The sequence below is a fragment of the Nitrincola sp. A-D6 genome (assembly GCF_000764495.1).
Classification (GTDB): Bacteria; Pseudomonadota; Gammaproteobacteria; order Pseudomonadales; family Balneatricaceae; genus Nitrincola.
Window position 1 is genome coordinate 33,084 of sequence record NZ_JRLB01000098.1, and the last position, 14,093, is coordinate 47,176.

The 14,093-nt window shown below is 52.0% G+C and carries 20 protein-coding genes, 2 tRNA genes and 3 pseudogenes; 22 read left to right on the forward strand and 3 right to left on the reverse strand.

Annotated features, from left to right (window positions below):
• Positions 1 to 10: 10 nt before the first annotated feature.
• The 22 genes and pseudogenes from nifT to LH51_RS23720 all read left to right on the forward strand — a co-directional run bounded on the left by nifT (position 11) and on the right by LH51_RS23720 (position 12,901).
• A complete protein-coding gene (nifT, locus tag LH51_RS15850) occupies positions 11 to 226 on the forward strand; it encodes a putative nitrogen fixation protein NifT (RefSeq protein ID WP_036523959.1) in 216 nt (71 codons plus the stop codon).
• Between the two features lie 39 nt (positions 227 to 265).
• A complete protein-coding gene (locus LH51_RS15855) occupies positions 266 to 457 on the forward strand; it encodes a 4Fe-4S dicluster domain-containing protein (RefSeq protein WP_036523961.1) in 192 nt (63 codons plus the stop codon).
• Between the two features lie 74 nt (positions 458 to 531).
• Positions 532 to 1,305, forward strand: a complete 774-nt coding sequence (locus LH51_RS15860) for a dinitrogenase iron-molybdenum cofactor biosynthesis protein (RefSeq protein WP_052063851.1) — start codon at positions 532 to 534, stop codon at positions 1,303 to 1,305.
• A complete protein-coding gene (locus LH51_RS15865; protein ID WP_036523964.1) occupies positions 1,235 to 1,510 on the forward strand; it encodes a DUF6129 family protein in 276 nt (91 codons plus the stop codon). Before LH51_RS15860 ends, LH51_RS15865 begins: the two co-directional genes overlap by 71 nt.
• 25 nt (positions 1,511 to 1,535) lie before the next feature.
• A complete protein-coding gene (locus LH51_RS15870; RefSeq protein ID WP_036523967.1) occupies positions 1,536 to 2,519 on the forward strand; it encodes a hypothetical protein in 984 nt (327 codons plus the stop codon).
• Positions 2,520 to 2,795: 276 nt separating this feature from the next.
• Positions 2,796 to 3,761 carry a nitrogenase component 1 gene (locus LH51_RS15875; RefSeq protein ID WP_200882037.1) on the forward strand — a complete coding sequence of 322 codons (966 nt, stop codon included), beginning with the start codon at positions 2,796 to 2,798 and terminating at the stop codon, positions 3,759 to 3,761.
• 11 nt (positions 3,762 to 3,772) lie between these two features.
• Positions 3,773 to 4,195, forward strand: coding sequence for a nitrogenase component 1 (locus LH51_RS23705; RefSeq protein WP_200882038.1), 423 nt, complete (start codon positions 3,773 to 3,775; stop codon positions 4,193 to 4,195).
• A 100-nt stretch (positions 4,196 to 4,295) separates the two neighbouring features.
• Positions 4,296 to 4,825 (forward strand): annotated as a pseudogene (locus LH51_RS23710) (nitrogenase component 1).
• Positions 4,826 to 4,853: 28 nt separating this feature from the next.
• Positions 4,854 to 5,609, forward strand: a pseudogene (locus tag LH51_RS23715) (nitrogenase component 1); the annotation flags it as partial.
• Positions 5,587 to 6,093, forward strand: a complete 507-nt coding sequence (locus tag LH51_RS15885) for a NifB/NifX family molybdenum-iron cluster-binding protein (RefSeq protein WP_036523970.1) — start codon at positions 5,587 to 5,589, stop codon at positions 6,091 to 6,093. The pseudogene LH51_RS23715 and the gene LH51_RS15885, both read left to right, overlap by 23 nt.
• Positions 6,087 to 6,419, forward strand: coding sequence for a SoxR reducing system RseC family protein (locus LH51_RS15890; protein WP_036523973.1), 333 nt, complete (start codon positions 6,087 to 6,089; stop codon positions 6,417 to 6,419). Before LH51_RS15885 ends, LH51_RS15890 begins: the two co-directional genes overlap by 7 nt.
• Before the next feature lie 117 nt (positions 6,420 to 6,536).
• Entirely contained in the window at positions 6,537 to 6,995 is a 459-nt protein-coding gene (locus LH51_RS15895) for a NifX-associated nitrogen fixation protein (protein WP_036523976.1), read from the forward strand.
• A gap of 23 nt (positions 6,996 to 7,018) precedes the next feature.
• Entirely contained in the window at positions 7,019 to 7,243 is a 225-nt protein-coding gene (locus tag LH51_RS15900; protein ID WP_036523978.1) for a CCE_0567 family metalloprotein, read from the forward strand.
• Complete coding sequence (gene fdxB / locus LH51_RS15905) at positions 7,240 to 7,530, forward strand: ferredoxin III, nif-specific (RefSeq protein ID WP_036523981.1); 291 nt, start codon at positions 7,240 to 7,242, stop codon at positions 7,528 to 7,530. The genes LH51_RS15900 and fdxB overlap by 4 nt, the downstream gene beginning before the upstream one ends.
• Before the next feature lie 76 nt (positions 7,531 to 7,606).
• A complete protein-coding gene (locus tag LH51_RS15910) occupies positions 7,607 to 8,047 on the forward strand; it encodes an alpha/beta hydrolase (RefSeq protein WP_327125364.1) in 441 nt (146 codons plus the stop codon).
• Positions 8,044 to 8,265: an alpha/beta hydrolase gene (locus tag LH51_RS24485; protein WP_327125368.1), complete on the forward strand. Its 222-nt coding sequence runs from the start codon at positions 8,044 to 8,046 to the stop codon at positions 8,263 to 8,265. Before LH51_RS15910 ends, LH51_RS24485 begins: the two co-directional genes overlap by 4 nt.
• A 90-nt stretch (positions 8,266 to 8,355) precedes the next feature.
• Positions 8,356 to 9,294, forward strand: a complete 939-nt coding sequence (locus LH51_RS15915) for a tripartite tricarboxylate transporter substrate binding protein (RefSeq protein ID WP_036523984.1) — start codon at positions 8,356 to 8,358, stop codon at positions 9,292 to 9,294.
• Between the two features lie 93 nt (positions 9,295 to 9,387).
• Complete coding sequence (locus LH51_RS19495; protein WP_081960866.1) at positions 9,388 to 10,809, forward strand: PAS domain-containing protein; 1,422 nt, start codon at positions 9,388 to 9,390, stop codon at positions 10,807 to 10,809.
• 26 nt (positions 10,810 to 10,835) lie between these two features.
• Positions 10,836 to 11,227 (forward strand): annotated as a pseudogene (locus tag LH51_RS19500) (diguanylate cyclase domain-containing protein); the annotation flags it as partial.
• Positions 11,228 to 11,299: 72 nt separating this feature from the next.
• Complete coding sequence (locus LH51_RS19505; protein ID WP_235263790.1) at positions 11,300 to 12,079, forward strand: putative bifunctional diguanylate cyclase/phosphodiesterase; 780 nt, start codon at positions 11,300 to 11,302, stop codon at positions 12,077 to 12,079.
• A complete protein-coding gene (gene trmL / locus LH51_RS15925) occupies positions 12,076 to 12,540 on the forward strand; it encodes a tRNA (uridine(34)/cytosine(34)/5-carboxymethylaminomethyluridine(34)-2'-O)-methyltransferase TrmL (protein WP_036523987.1) in 465 nt (154 codons plus the stop codon). The genes LH51_RS19505 and trmL overlap by 4 nt, the downstream gene beginning before the upstream one ends.
• A gap of 235 nt (positions 12,541 to 12,775) precedes the next feature.
• Entirely contained in the window at positions 12,776 to 12,901 is a 126-nt protein-coding gene (locus tag LH51_RS23720) for a hypothetical protein (RefSeq protein WP_268746588.1), read from the forward strand.
• A 323-nt stretch (positions 12,902 to 13,224) separates the two neighbouring features.
• Here LH51_RS23720 and LH51_RS15930 read toward each other — a convergent pair.
• The 3 genes from LH51_RS15930 to LH51_RS15940 all read right to left on the reverse strand — a co-directional run.
• A tRNA-Leu gene (locus tag LH51_RS15930) sits at positions 13,225 to 13,311 on the reverse strand.
• A gap of 34 nt (positions 13,312 to 13,345) precedes the next feature.
• Positions 13,346 to 13,432 (reverse strand) — tRNA-Leu (locus tag LH51_RS15935).
• 69 nt (positions 13,433 to 13,501) lie between these two features.
• The coding region (locus LH51_RS15940) for a zinc ABC transporter substrate-binding protein (protein WP_036523990.1) at positions 13,502 to 14,093 on the reverse strand (592 nt) is incomplete at its 5' end.

The following is a 14,093-nucleotide window of genomic DNA, read 5'->3' on the forward strand; positions in this document are numbered from 1 at the left end:
GGAGAAACCTATGGCCAACATTATCATCAGTCAGGCTGCAGACGGTGGATTAACCTTCTACATGCCGAAAAAGGATCTGGAAGTACCGGTAGAGTCGCTGGAATTTACGCAGCCGGAAAAGTGGGGCGGTGAACTGACCCTGGCCGGTGGCCAGCGTTATTACATCGACCCACTGGACAGCATACCGTCACTTCCCCGATCCCTGCGTGCCAGACGCATGGACTGAAGGTCATAGGTTGCCTGGATAACTGTAGAGGATGTAACCATGTCAATGAAAATAGATCCGGATATCTGCACCGCTTGTGGTGACTGTGAAGTGGAATGTCCCACTGTATCGATCAGTGCGAAGCGTGGAACCTATGTGATCAATGCCAGCAGCTGTGATGAGTGTGTTGACGAAGGTGAGCCGCGCTGCGTCGCGGTCTGCCCGGTCGACTGCATCACGCTGGCGGCCTGATCCATCCTATCCAGCCCGAAACTGGCCTTAACCGGTCAGTTTCGCTTTCACGCTTCCGAAGGGGGAGAAAACTCATGTCCAGTATTAGCCAGGGTGCCGCGCGTCGCTTATCCCATGCCGCACGCCTACTGTCCGAACAGGACCCGGCCATATTTATAGTGGCAATAGGCTCCTACCTGGGTTTGCCAATTACCGAAGACAAGCTGCAAACCCTGACCGTAGAAGATATAAACCGTATTTTAAGTGGTGATGACGGCGAACTGCCTGAAGACTATAACCGTGAAAGTATCAAAAATGCGCTGCAATACCTGTGGGGTGAACAGGAAGCCCAGGTCATGGCACCGGAAGTAGAGACTATGCCAGCCGCAATGCAGGATTCACCCAGTATCAAGGTCGCTGTTGCATCGAATAATGCCGAACAGCTGGATGGCCACTTTGGTTCCTGCCTGCGTTTTTTGATTTACCGGGTCAACACCGAGGGCCTGTACCTGGCCGATGTGCGTGATGCCAGCAGCACGCATGCAGCCGATGACCGCAATACCGCCAGAGCTGAATTGATCAGTGATTGTCAGTTACTCTATGTACAGTCCATCGGCGGACCGGCGGCGGCCAAGGTAGTACGTGCGGGCGTACACCCGATTAAATTCCCTAAACCCGGAGCCGCTCGGGAAACACTGCAGACACTGCAAAACAGCCTGATCAGTCCGCCCCCTGGCTGGCCAAAATTCTGGGCAAGGAAAGTGCCTTGTTACAACGTTTCACTGCCGAGGCTGAAGAATGATCAGTCCCGGCACACTCAAGCAGCTGGCTCAGGCAATCGAGCAATCACCTCAGGCACAAAGGGATAATGTCAGCCTGTTTAAACCCTTGTTGCCAGACGCCAGCCTGACCTGCTGCAGTGACAACGACATCCCCGGACAAGCCAGGCCAGCTTATCAGGGAAGCGGATTTGACCTGTATCTGGTCGATGCAACAGCCCACTGCGCCAGTCTGACCAATGACCTGACAATCGCCTGTGGTGTCGTGCTGGCCCTGCATGACGATGACGACTAGCCACGAGTTCGGCGAGGAGAACGCTATGCAGAACACAGTATCTGCGGTATTACAGCCTGACAATCTGAAAAACTCCGGACCAGGCGTTGACTATCTGGCCAGGGGTATTGCTCGCCTGCAGCCCCGTCCACACCACACCACACTGCTAACCTACCTTAATACCTGTTGGCCTGAAGCCAGTTTCAAGCACCGGCTCAGCCGTTCCGGCTGGTTCAGAAGCGGGGGCATTCGCCATCAGGATGGCACGCTGCTCAGCCAGGATATGCAGCAGTGGCTGGAGAGATCGCTACAGCAAAGTGGCGATTTCGAGCAGTTGCTGATTGACCTTGAGTCCTTGCAACCCCTGGTGACTCGCTTTAATGGCACCACGCACTTTTTTACCGCCAGTTACGGCCATGCACCAGAAGCTTGCTGGCAACTGGAAGTGGAAGAACTTCAGGAGGTGATGGACCGGCAGTTACTCAATCCAGCGGCCGCTCTACCCTTAGATCTGGCCGACCTGACCGATCCACTGCACCCGGCTGAGCTGGATGGGCAGCCGCTGGGCTTTCCTGCCTACCGCCTCGGCTGCCTGATGAATCTGCATCTAGCACTGGATACTGCGGTAAACGCACCGGCATTACGACGCTTTTTCAGTGAATGGAACGAAGGACCCGGTAGCGGATTAACGGACTTTCACCGTCACTGGTTTTTTCAGCGCCATCAAAGCCGCAATAGCTATGGCGTCGATGAGCTGCGCCTGCAACCCCATGCCATCAAAGCCAGGATGTTGAAAACACACCCCTGGAACCTGCATGAGGACGTCACGGGGATGGCCGCACAACTACGTAGTTTCGATAAAGCCGCGGGCTTTTTCGGAGCCTGGTACTTTGGCATGGTGGCTGGCAACCTGGTTCCCAGAGAACTCGCCGAGCGTTTACAGGATGACTGGCTCAAGGATTATCGCTACATCTCGGAGCGTCAGGCTATCTGGGTCCGTAACTGGTTACATAAGCCCTATACCTTATAACTTCCCCCCGAGGCTGACAGCAGATTGCCCCATGTTTGTCAGCCTCACTCTATTTATTAAAACCGCTTTGTCGCTTTTCAAACATTGTCTCCATCACGTACGACAAACACACCGAATGCCACAGAACAAAAAATACAAAACATTGTTTTAATTGAAAAATATAACAGGATTTTTTCAACTCTTCAGTGGCACAGCCTTTGCAAAACCCTGGATAGATACGCTGAAAGCGCCGGACCAGCCGGCACTCAGCCTCAGTTATCCACAGAGGAAGCGACTATGCAGGCAAAACAACTGGCCGCCTTACTGGATGAGCCCGCTTGCAGCCACAACAGCAAAGCAAAAAGTGGCTGCACTCCACCCAAACCCGGCGCATCGGATGGTGGATGTGCCTTTGATGGGGCACAGATCGCCTTGCTACCCATTGCGGATGTTGCGCATATCGTGCATGGCTCCATAGCCTGTGCCGGTAGCTCCTGGGATAATCGCGGTACCCGCTCATCTGGCCCAACCCTCTATCGTATCGGCATGACCACCGACCTGACTGAACAGGATGTCATCATGGGGCAGGGTGAGAAGCGCTTGTTTCACAGTATTGCCCAGGCCATCAGGGACTACTCACCGGCGGCGGTGTTTGTCTATAACACCTGTGTACCGGCCTTGATCGGCGATGACTTTGAAGCCGTCTGCCGGGCTGCCACTACCCACTTCAGCCTGCCGGTTATACCGGTGGACTCGGCCGGATTCTACGGCACCAAAAACCTCGGTAACCGCCTGGCGGGTGAGGCGATGTTTAAACATGTCATCGGCACCGCCGAGCCGGAGCCCGTAGCCGCTGAGCTTCAGCGCCCCGGCATTCAGGTACACGACATCAACCTGATCGGTGAATACAACATCGCCGGAGAGTTCTGGCAGGTACTGCCGTTACTGGATGAACTGGGGCTGCGCATCCTTTGCACCCTGTCCGGCGATGCGCGTTTTCATCAGGTGCAGACCATGCACCGCGCTGAAGCCAATATGGTGGTGTGTGCCAAGGCGCTATTAAATGTCGCCCGAAAAATGCAGGAGCACTATGGCATCCCCTGGTTTGAAGGCAGTTTCTACGGCGTAGAAGACACCTCTGATGCCCTGCGTAGCCTGGCGCGTTTATTACAGGACCCTGACCTGACCCAGCGTACAGAACAGCTGATCGCACGAGAAGAGGCCCGTATCCACACCCTGCTTGCCCCTGGCGGGAGAGGCTAAACGGCAAACGCGTGCTGCTATATACCGGTGGGGTGAAATCCTGGTCCATTGTCTCGGCGCTGCAGGATCTGGGCATGGAGGTTGTCGCAACCGGCACCAAGAAGTCCACCGAGGAGGATAAACAACGCATTCGCGAGATCATGGGTGAGGATGCACGCATGCTCGACGACGGCAGTCCGCGTGCGCTGCTGGACACCATCCGTGACTACCGTGCCGACATGCTGATTGCCGGGGGCCGTAATATGTATACCGCACTGAAAGCCCGGATTCCCTTTCTGGACATCAACCAGGAGCGCGAGTTTGGCTATGCCGGGTATGACGGCATGCTGGAGCTGGCACGTCAGCTTTCACTCACGCTGGAGTCGCCTATCTGGACATCACTAAGAACACCTGCACCCTGGCAGCACACAGCTGAAGGAGTTAAGCATGGTTAAAATCATTAAACGCCAAAAGCCCATGACGGTAAACCCACTCAAGGTCAGTCAGCCTACTGGCGCTATTCTGGCGTTTCTTGGCATACGCCACGCCTTACCCATGCTGCATGGCTCGCAGGGTTGCAGTGCCTTTGCCAAGGTGTTTTTTGTGCGCCATTTTCGTGAACCCATTCCCCTGCAAACCACCGCCATGGACCAGACCACCACGGTCATGGGGCTGATGACAATGTGTTTCAGGGATTACGTACGGTGATCGAAAAGCGCCAGCCCGCCCTGATCGGCATTCCAACTACGGGCTTATCGGAAACCCAGGGCAGTGATATCCACGGGCTGGTTAAACGCTTCTACCATCAACACCCTGAATACAGCAACACCCCGATCATTCCAGTCGTTACGCCGGATTATAGCGGCGGCCTGGAAAGCGGTTATGCCCTGGCGGTTGAAGCCCTGATCCAGCAGTTGGTCGCTGATGATCCAGGACACGCGGGTGAGCACCCACAACAGATTAATGTGTTGGTGTCCTCCATGCTGACGGCGGCTGACCTGGAATACCTGCGTGATCTGGTGGAAAGCTTCTCCCTGCAGCCGGTAATACTGCCCGATGTCGCGATGCCCTGGATGGTCATCTGACCGATGACGACTTTACCCCCTAACCGTCGGCGGCACCCCGGTAGAAGCCTTTGCCAGCCTGGGGAAAGCCCGCGCCACCCTGGTTATCGGCCGCTCCCTGCACAAAGCAGCCGATCTGTTACAGCAACGCACCGGTGTTGAAGATTACCGTTTCGACAGTCTGATGGGACTAGACGCCATGGATGCATTGGTAGAGACACTGCGCCAACTCAGTGGACAAGCCGTCTCCGTAAGGCTGGAGCGTGAACGTAGCCAGTTACAGGACAGCCTGCTGGATACCCATTTTATGCTGGGTTTTGCACGTTATGCCGTCGCCGCCGATCCGGACCTGCTGTATTCACTCAGCCAGTTACTGGTCAGCACAGGCGGGGAGGTTGTGGCGGCCGTGAGCCCACACCATGCGGCCCTGCTGGCTGATTTACCCGTTAACGAAGTGTTTATTGGTGATCTGGAAGACCTGGAACAAACCGCCCGAAGCCATCAGGCGCAACTGCTGATCAGTAATGCACACGCGGCTGAGACGGCAGCCAGGCTGCACATACCCTTAGTCCGCGCTGGCTGGCCTGTCTATGACCGACTGGGCGCACAGCACCAGCTCTGGATCGGCTATCGTGGCACCCGCAATACCCTGACCCTACTGGCTAATCAGTTGCTGGAACAGGGACATCAGCACGCGATCAAAGCGCATGTATCCATCTACGCCACTCGCCATGCCAATCAGACGACCTGCGTCAATCAACCTATAACAGGGGAGGCTGACCATGCGTCACTTGAAGTTAATTAAGCCCGCTGAAGCGGATACCAGCCAATTGCAGATCGCCTTTGCCAGCAGCGATCGCACCCAGGTAGACCAGCACTTCGGCGCGGCAGAAGCCTTTGTTATCTATAGCCTAAGCGCGACTGGCTATCAGGTGGCTGAAGTGGCCGAATTTTCCGGCAATGACACTCTGAGAGACAAGCAGGAAGGCAAGCTGGAAGCCAAGGTTAAGCTGCTACGGGGCTGTGCGGCAGTTTATTGTATCGCTATCGGTGCCTCCGCTATTCGGCAGCTGTTAGCCGAGGGCGTGCAACCCCTGAAGGTAGAGCAGGGTGAGTTGATCGAAGATCTGCTTAAACAGTTGAACCTGTGCTGGCAAGAGGCTCCGCCCGTCTGGTTAACCCGGGCACTGCGTCAGCAACATAACGCCCGACCGGCTGATCAGCGCTTTACGGCCATGCTGGCTGAAGGCTGGCAAGAGGGCTTACAAGAGGACTGGCCAGCATGCTGACAACCCAGGGAAAAGTTGTACGTTCAGCGGACGGCCACCTGGCAATGCAAGCCGAGTGTCTGGAATCCTGCAAGTCTTGCGGTGTCAGTAAAATCTGCTCTGGCAGCCGCCGCACTCAACAGCTGGATCTACCCTCCTCACAGCAGACATGGGCAGAGGGACAGCTAGTCCAGGCCGATGTAGAAGAGGGTGAACTGCTACGCATCGCCCTGCTGGTCTACAGCCTGCCCTGTGTCTTCATGCTGATAGCCGCTCTGCTGGCCTCCCCCTGGGGTGATCTGGCAACAGCCGCAGGCTGCCTGACCGGTCTGCAAGCGGCCTGGTGATCAGCAGCCTGATAGCCCTGCGCAAGCCACCCCAGGTCTATCTGACGCTTCAACAAAGCGATCCAGACCAGAATCCCAACCCCTTAGCCTATAACCCCGAACTTTTGGAGAAAGACTATGAGCCAATGCGCTGAAGCAACGCTGCCAGACCACCCTTTTATTGCCGAGATGATCCGCCAGACCCGCGCGTTTGACAGCTATGGCGTCAATGAGCAGCTCAGTACCACCGAGTTGCTGCAGCCTTATGTCGTCACCAAGGCTCAGCGCCGTGAGATTCCTATTATCGGTGATCCTGATGAAGAGATTCTGGCCCGTCTGAAAGCCTACTACAGTGCCATCGCCATGCGCATTGAAGCCGGTTGCGGCATGATGGCAACTCCCTTGTTTAATTTGTCTCATGAAGGGTTTGGGCGCGTCATTATCAGCGTGGGTAAATTGCTGGTACTGGACCGCTCTCTTCGTGACGTACACCGCTTTGGCTTTGAATCCCTGGAACTGTTGTGCGAACAAGCTGACGTCTTGGTTAACAACGCATTAACTCTGGTGCGGCAGCATCCGGATGCCGCCGCAGCCTGACCCGAGTACGAGGACACCTGACAATGAATGCTAATGAGATCAAAACACTGGAAAAACAACTGCGGCGTGCACGACGTATTGCTGGCGAACAGGCCATGGAGCTGCACGACCTGGTGGAGGACGGACTGCCAGCGGCCTATGCCAGACTACCGGCGCTTTCAGCCTCAACCTATGCCGCCTGTGAAGACTGGGACAAAGCAAGACAAGCCCTGGAGCAGGCCCAGCAAGCAGAGGAGAGCACGGCATGAGCCCGATTACTGGTCTGACGCGAGGTGGCAGCGAATGGGTGCCCGAGTTTGTGGTGCATCTGAATGACGAAACCTGTATTGGTTGTGGTCGCTGCTACAAAGTCTGTCCCCGCGATGTGTTCACGCTGGAAGAGCGAGAACCCGATGATGACGATGATATGGATGACGTGGTCAGTGTCATGGTGATAGCCAATGCCGCTGACTGTATCGGCTGCGGCTCTTGCGCCCGGGTGTGCCCAAAAAAGTGTCACACCCATGAAGCCAGAGCCTGGGTGAGGGTTAGCTGAAGTAAGCGCAGTTTGCCACCGCCATTGAAACTGGTAAGCTGCGCTTATTATCAATCATTTCAGGAGCCCTGTATCCATGCTATCCAGTGTTGTCATCGAACCGAAAAAACCAGCCGATAGCTGTGTCATCTGGCTACATGGCCTGGGTGCCAATGGCCATGATTTTGAGCCTATTGTTCCAGAGCTTGGGCTGCCCGACAGTCTGGCCACCCGGTTTATCTTTCCCCATGCGCCGGAAATGCCTGTCACCATTAATGGTGGCATGGTGATGCCTGCCTGGTACGATATTCTGGAAATGAATATTGATCGCAAGGTCGACAGCGAACAACTGATCAAATCAGCCCAGGACGTCGCCCAGTTGATAGAACAGCAGATGGCCGCTGGCATAGCACCTGAGCGCATTCTAATTGCAGGTTTCTCACAGGGAGGCGCCGTGGCCTACCATGTCGCACTGAGCTTTCCGCACCGGCTTGCCGGTCTGCTGGCATTGTCGACCTATTTTGCCACGCTGATCTGACACAACGCCACCCCGCTAACCAGGCGCTGCCCATTCTGATTATGCATGGTACCCATGATGATGTTGTTCCTGAGGCATTGGGGCAGAAGGCCCGTGACCTGCTGACTGAAGCCGGGTACCCGGTAGCCTACACCAGCTACAGAATGCAGCATGCTGTATGTCTGGAGCAGATTCGTGAAATCGGCCATTGGTTGGCAGAGCGGCTGAAAGCAGACTAGACTGGAGAGATACACCGCAGGAACGATGGATAGGCTTGCGAAACATTTCACACCTTTTGATTCATCACTGATCCCAAGGAGGTGTTCGCCGTGAAAACGCTTAAGCTTATTTGTTTAGCTCAACTGCTAATTTTCAGTATAGCTTTAGCAGCTGAAGAGCCTTTCCCGGCGCGCCCTTTGACCCTGCTGATCGGATTTGAACAGGGTGGATCCATGTCTACTCAAGGCAGTGTATTGGCTGAGGTGCTATCAGAACAACTTGGACAACCTGTCAACATACAGTACCGACCAGGTATCGGTGGCGGAGCAGCAGCGGCGATGTTGGCAACAAGCCAGGAGCAAGGTTATATGCTGCTGTTTACTCCTTCTATGCCGTTTACCAACTACCCATTAGATATGCGCGCATCATATGACTTAAACGACTTTGTCTATATTGGGGCTTTTTCGAAGGATCAGTTGGCATTGGTTACCCGTGATACTAGCCCATTCAGCAACTGGAATGAGTTCCTTGAATATGCTCGCCAGAAAGAAGAGATTTTATTTGCATCTCAAACTCTGACAGACAGAAGAATCATGAATCAGATCGCCAAGCAGGAAGGCTTCATTGCCCGGACAATACCTGTTACGGGCGGCAGCGCCATGGCCACCTTAGTGATGGCAGGTGATGTGGACATTGGATTCAGTGGCGGAAGCCACTCCAAGCTTGTTGATGCAGGCAATATGCGTCTGTTAGCAGGATTGGGAAATAATCGGCTTAAGTTTTATAACTCTGTGCCGACGCTGAAAGAGCTGGGTTATGATTTACAAATGTCCTCTGTTCGCATGCTGGTTGCACCTGCTACAACGCCACTTTCACAGCAACAGACCCTGAGTTCAGCACTGCATAAGGCTATCAGTGATCCACGTTTCATTTATGTCACTGAAGAAATTATTCATCAACCAGTTGATTATATGGACACAGAATCACTCACACTGTTTCTTCAACAGCAGCAAGCCTTCTATCTTAGATTAACGGAACTCGAACCTTAACGTGACGTCACTCATTTTTTCTGCCTATAATAAAACCTTAAAACTCAGCAATAGCAAAGTGGAAAACCGGGTTATGCAGATCTTGGGTAGTATATGACGACAGTCAAACCATGGGCACTGACATTCACAACCCGGATATCGCTAATCTTTGGTTTTCTTGGCCTTATGGCTCTGCTGGCAGCGAGTCTCTACTCTGCAAAATCAAGTGAAGCCCAGCTACAGAGTGAAATCAGCAATACACTTGAACAGCGTCACAGAACCATTCAAAGCCTGATTGAAAATCGCCTGGGCCTGTTAAATGCCTATCTAGACGTAGCCTCTTTCAATCGAGTGTTTACTACTTTGCTCACCGACGATCCAGGATTTGACTCAGTTACAGACGATATGATTTTACTGTTTCAGGATTCTGACCGTGGCGCACTTCTGGACCTTTTTTTTCTACTCAGTCCAGATGGCAGGCTGATTTTTGATGCAGGGATGCCACTCTACAGTGCAGATAAAATTATTACTGAAATGGACTCACCAATTCTCTATACATCAGAGTGGAAAACAGTCGGCTCAAATAACCTGTCTATTATCCGATCCGTTCCCATATTTGACCCTTCTACCATCCAGCTGAGAGGATACATGGTTACTGGACTGGCGATAGGGCAGAACCGCTATTTTATTCAACAGCTACTGAATATGGCTGACCTGGATGAAATCAGTATTCGGGACAGTCAAAATAATGTATTGATCCGCGCCAGCCGTATCAATCAATCAAATGAGAATGACTATTTAAACTCTGGTGAACAACATGAGGCCAAGGCATATTCACAAAGTCAGCCATTGATAATTGCTGGAGAGGAAAGCTCTTTTTCTATATCTTTAAGTCTCGCCTCGGAACGATTCACTCATCGCAGCGAACATTTCACTCGCTCATTTGTGTTGTTTGCTATTGGCTTCGTGGTTTTGCTGATTATTGCTGGTTGGCTGCTGCATATAAGCCATAACCGTGCAATCTCCCGATTACTTGAATTTATCACGGCTACCCAACGGGGTATCAAGGGGAGTATTTTTCAAACCACTGGCATTGCTGAATACAATCAAGTTGGCGACGCCATGCAGTCAATGGTCAACGACCTTAACATTGCGGCAACCGTTTTTGAGTCAGGCGAAGGCATACTGGTAACAGATCACAATCGCATCATATTGAGAGTTAATCAGGCTTTTACGCGCATAACTGGTTACCTACCCGACGAAGTCACTGGAAAGAGCTTAGATTGCGTTAAAATCAAGGATGAAAACACCTGCTTTAATCTGATCAACGAAACACTGGAAAAGCACAGTGTCTGGCAGGATGAAATATGGAGCCAGCGTAAAGGTGGTTATGGTTTCCTGCAGTGGACCAGTATTTCTGCGGTGATCAATGACTATGACGGTTCCATCATCAACTATGTGGTCACCTTGCTGGATGTAACAGAGCGTAAGGAAGCTGAAATACGCATACGCAGCTGGCGTTTTATGACCAGTTAACGCTGCTACCAAACCGGCAACTTTTGATGGATCGCCTGGAGCATGCTTTAGAAAACAGTCACCGCCACAAGAGTGTCGGTGGTATTCTCTACCTTGATCTGGATGACTTTAAAACACTGAATGATACGCGTGGTCATCATACTGGTGATCTACTACTGAAACAGGTTGCTGAGCGCTTATCAGCGTGTGTGCGCCGTGCTGATACTGTGGCCCGCCTGGGGGTGACGAGTTTATTATTCTACTGGAAGAGCTGGGTGATGAGATGGAACCTGCGTCAGTGATGATTGACAATTTGTGTCAGAAATTACTGCACTCTCTCTGCCAACCCTATCATTTTGAAAACCTTGAGCACTTTAGTACCCTGAGTATCGGTGCCACACTGTTTCGGGGCAAAGAAGAAAGCATCGATGAGTTGTTTAAACAGGCTGACCTTGCCATGTACCAAGCCAAGGCCGCTGGCCGAAACACCTTCCGCTTCTTTGATCCAGCCATGCAAATTCGTGTTACTGAACATGCTACATTAGCCAGAGATATACGCCAGGGTATTCAACAGAATACGTTTTTCCTGGTATTTCAGCCGCAAATCAGTCACCAGGGGCAGGTCTCCGGTGCTGAAATACTGTTACGCTGGCAGCATCCGGAAAGAGGAATTGTTTCACCCGTAGAATTTATTCCGGTCGCAGAAGAAACCGGTCTGATCCTGCCCATCGGACACTGGGTTCTCGAGCAAGCCTGTTTGCAGTTAGCCGAATGGGAAACCGACCCCAGAAGGCGTCACCTGGAGCTCGCCGTTAATATCAGCCCTAAGCAGTTCCAGCAAACTGACTTTGTCAGCCAGATACTCACCACGATTGAACTGACGCAGTGCAATCCACACAGATTGAAGCTGGAAATCACTGAAAGTATGCTCCTCGATGATATCGATGATACCATCAAAAAAATGGACTTGCTGAAAGCTAAGGGAATCAGTTTCTCACTGGACGACTTTGGTACCGGATATTCATCACTTTCCTATCTGAAGCGCCTGCCGCTGGATCAGCTAAAAATTGACAAGTCCTTTGTCAGTGACATGACACATGACAAGCATCACGCCGACATTGCTAAAACTATTGTGTCTCTGGCACGCAGCCTCGATCTGGCCGTTATCGCTGAAGGGGTAGAAACCGAAGAACAACGTAACATGCTGGAAGGCTTTGGCTGTTTCTCCTACCAGGGCTTTCTGTTTAGCCACCCCTTGACCTTGGAAGCCTTTACCCGGCAATTTTTATGATTAACATCGTCCTTTACCAGCCAGAAATTCCTCCTAATACAGGTAATGTGATTCGTCTGGCGGCCAATACCGGCTGTTATCTGCATCTTATTGAACCACTCGGATTCTCCATGGAAGAGAAGTCCCTGCGTAGAGCGGGCCTGGACTATCATGAATACGCCCAGGTACAGGTCTGGCCAGACTTTGAAACCTTTTTGCAGCAAGTTCTGCCAATGCGCCTGTTTGCCTTATCCACCAAAGGCACAAAACGTTATACCCAAGCCAGCTTTGAGCCAGGCGACTATCTGTTATTTGGTCCGGAAACACGCGGCTTACCAGAAGAGTTACTGGCCAGCTTAGAATCAGACAACATCCTTCGACTACCCATGCACCCTAACAGCCGCAGTCTTAACTTGTCCAACAGCGTCGCGGTACTGGTGTATGAAGCCTTAAGACAACAGGAATTTGACGGATTAGGCTAGCCTACGCATGTCATTAATGACAGTGCAAACAACTAAAGGCGACATAAATGACAGGAAAAGTTGTATAATTGCAACAGCGATTTGATTCAAAGCGCCAGTCGCCCAACTTGGCAAGAAATATTATTACTTAAAAATCAATATAATTGAGCTACAAAAAGGCTTTATAAACAAAACTGGCACCCATTTTGCTCTATTAGAAGTTAAACGCAAACATCTTGCACTTCAGGAGCTACCTATGAGCCATACCACTGATGAAGCCTATGAAACTTTCGGACTAATACCTTCTATTCTGCTGATCGTTGCAGCCTTTCTAGTCGCCATTTTACCTTTAGCTTTCCAGATAGGCGTTTTGGTCGTTTAACCCACCGATTATTTAGCTGCAGTTGCTGGCACCTCATCCGGCCAGACAAGCACCGATCTCACCCATCCCAAGTTATGCAGCAGCCTACTCAGTCACCTGAGTGGGCTTTTTTTATGTACAGGATGTACGGACAGAAAACTGCTCCTGCATTTTCTGCATAAGCGCCGTCCTTGGCGCGATATGCCGCGGGCGCATGGATGCGCAAGAGCGGCGCATGTACAGGATGTACGGACAGAGAGAATCAGCATCACTTCGGACTGAAATCTGGTAACGAATAAATTTAGGATACGGATATAAGAACACAAGGAGGGTACATCAAAGGTTGGTGCAGATGGGGAGACTCGAACTCCCACGCCCGTGAAGGCACTAGCACCTGAAGCTAGCGTGTCTACCAATTCCACCACATCTGCAAAATCACTTTTAACTTGCTGCACCACTGGTAAATGGTGCAGATGGGGAGACTCGAACTCCCACGCCCGTGAAGGCACTAGCACCTGAAGCTAGCGTGTCTACCAATTCCACCACATCTGCGTCAAAAGTGGGGCGCATTATATCCACCCCTTGGAGGCTTGTGAAGCCCCCTGGGTGAATAAAACTCAATCAATTGTTTAGGCAGTCCGCCATCGCTGTACCTATCGAGCGTAAATACTCAACATAAGCGGTTTTAGAAGGCGTTATATCACGCGCCAGGGGGTCCAAAACGCCCTGACTAACAGACATACCACGGGTAATAGATTCTACTATAGCACTGGTGAATTGTGGCTCACTGAAGACACAACTGGCTTTTGCATCCTGCAACTGCTGACGAATCTGGGCTAAATGGCGTGCGCCGGGCTGTCTGGCTGGGTCAACGGTAAAATACCCCAACTGATTCAGGCCATAGTGCTCAACAAAATGACTGTAAGCATCGTGGAACACAAAGAAGCCTTTATCCTGAACCGGTGCTAACAGGACTTTCAGCTCGCTATCCAATTGCTCAAGGGAAGCCTTAAACTCATCCAGATTAGCGCGTAGCGCGGCTTCGTGCTCAGGCATAACCTGGACCAGCGCTGCTGTCATTTTCACGGCAATGTCAGCGGCATTATGCGGATCAAGCCAGATATGCGTATCATGGTTATGCTCATCATGTGCATCACTGTGTGTATCGGCTGGTGCATGCTCGTCATGCTCGTCATGCTGGTCGTGGTCGTGG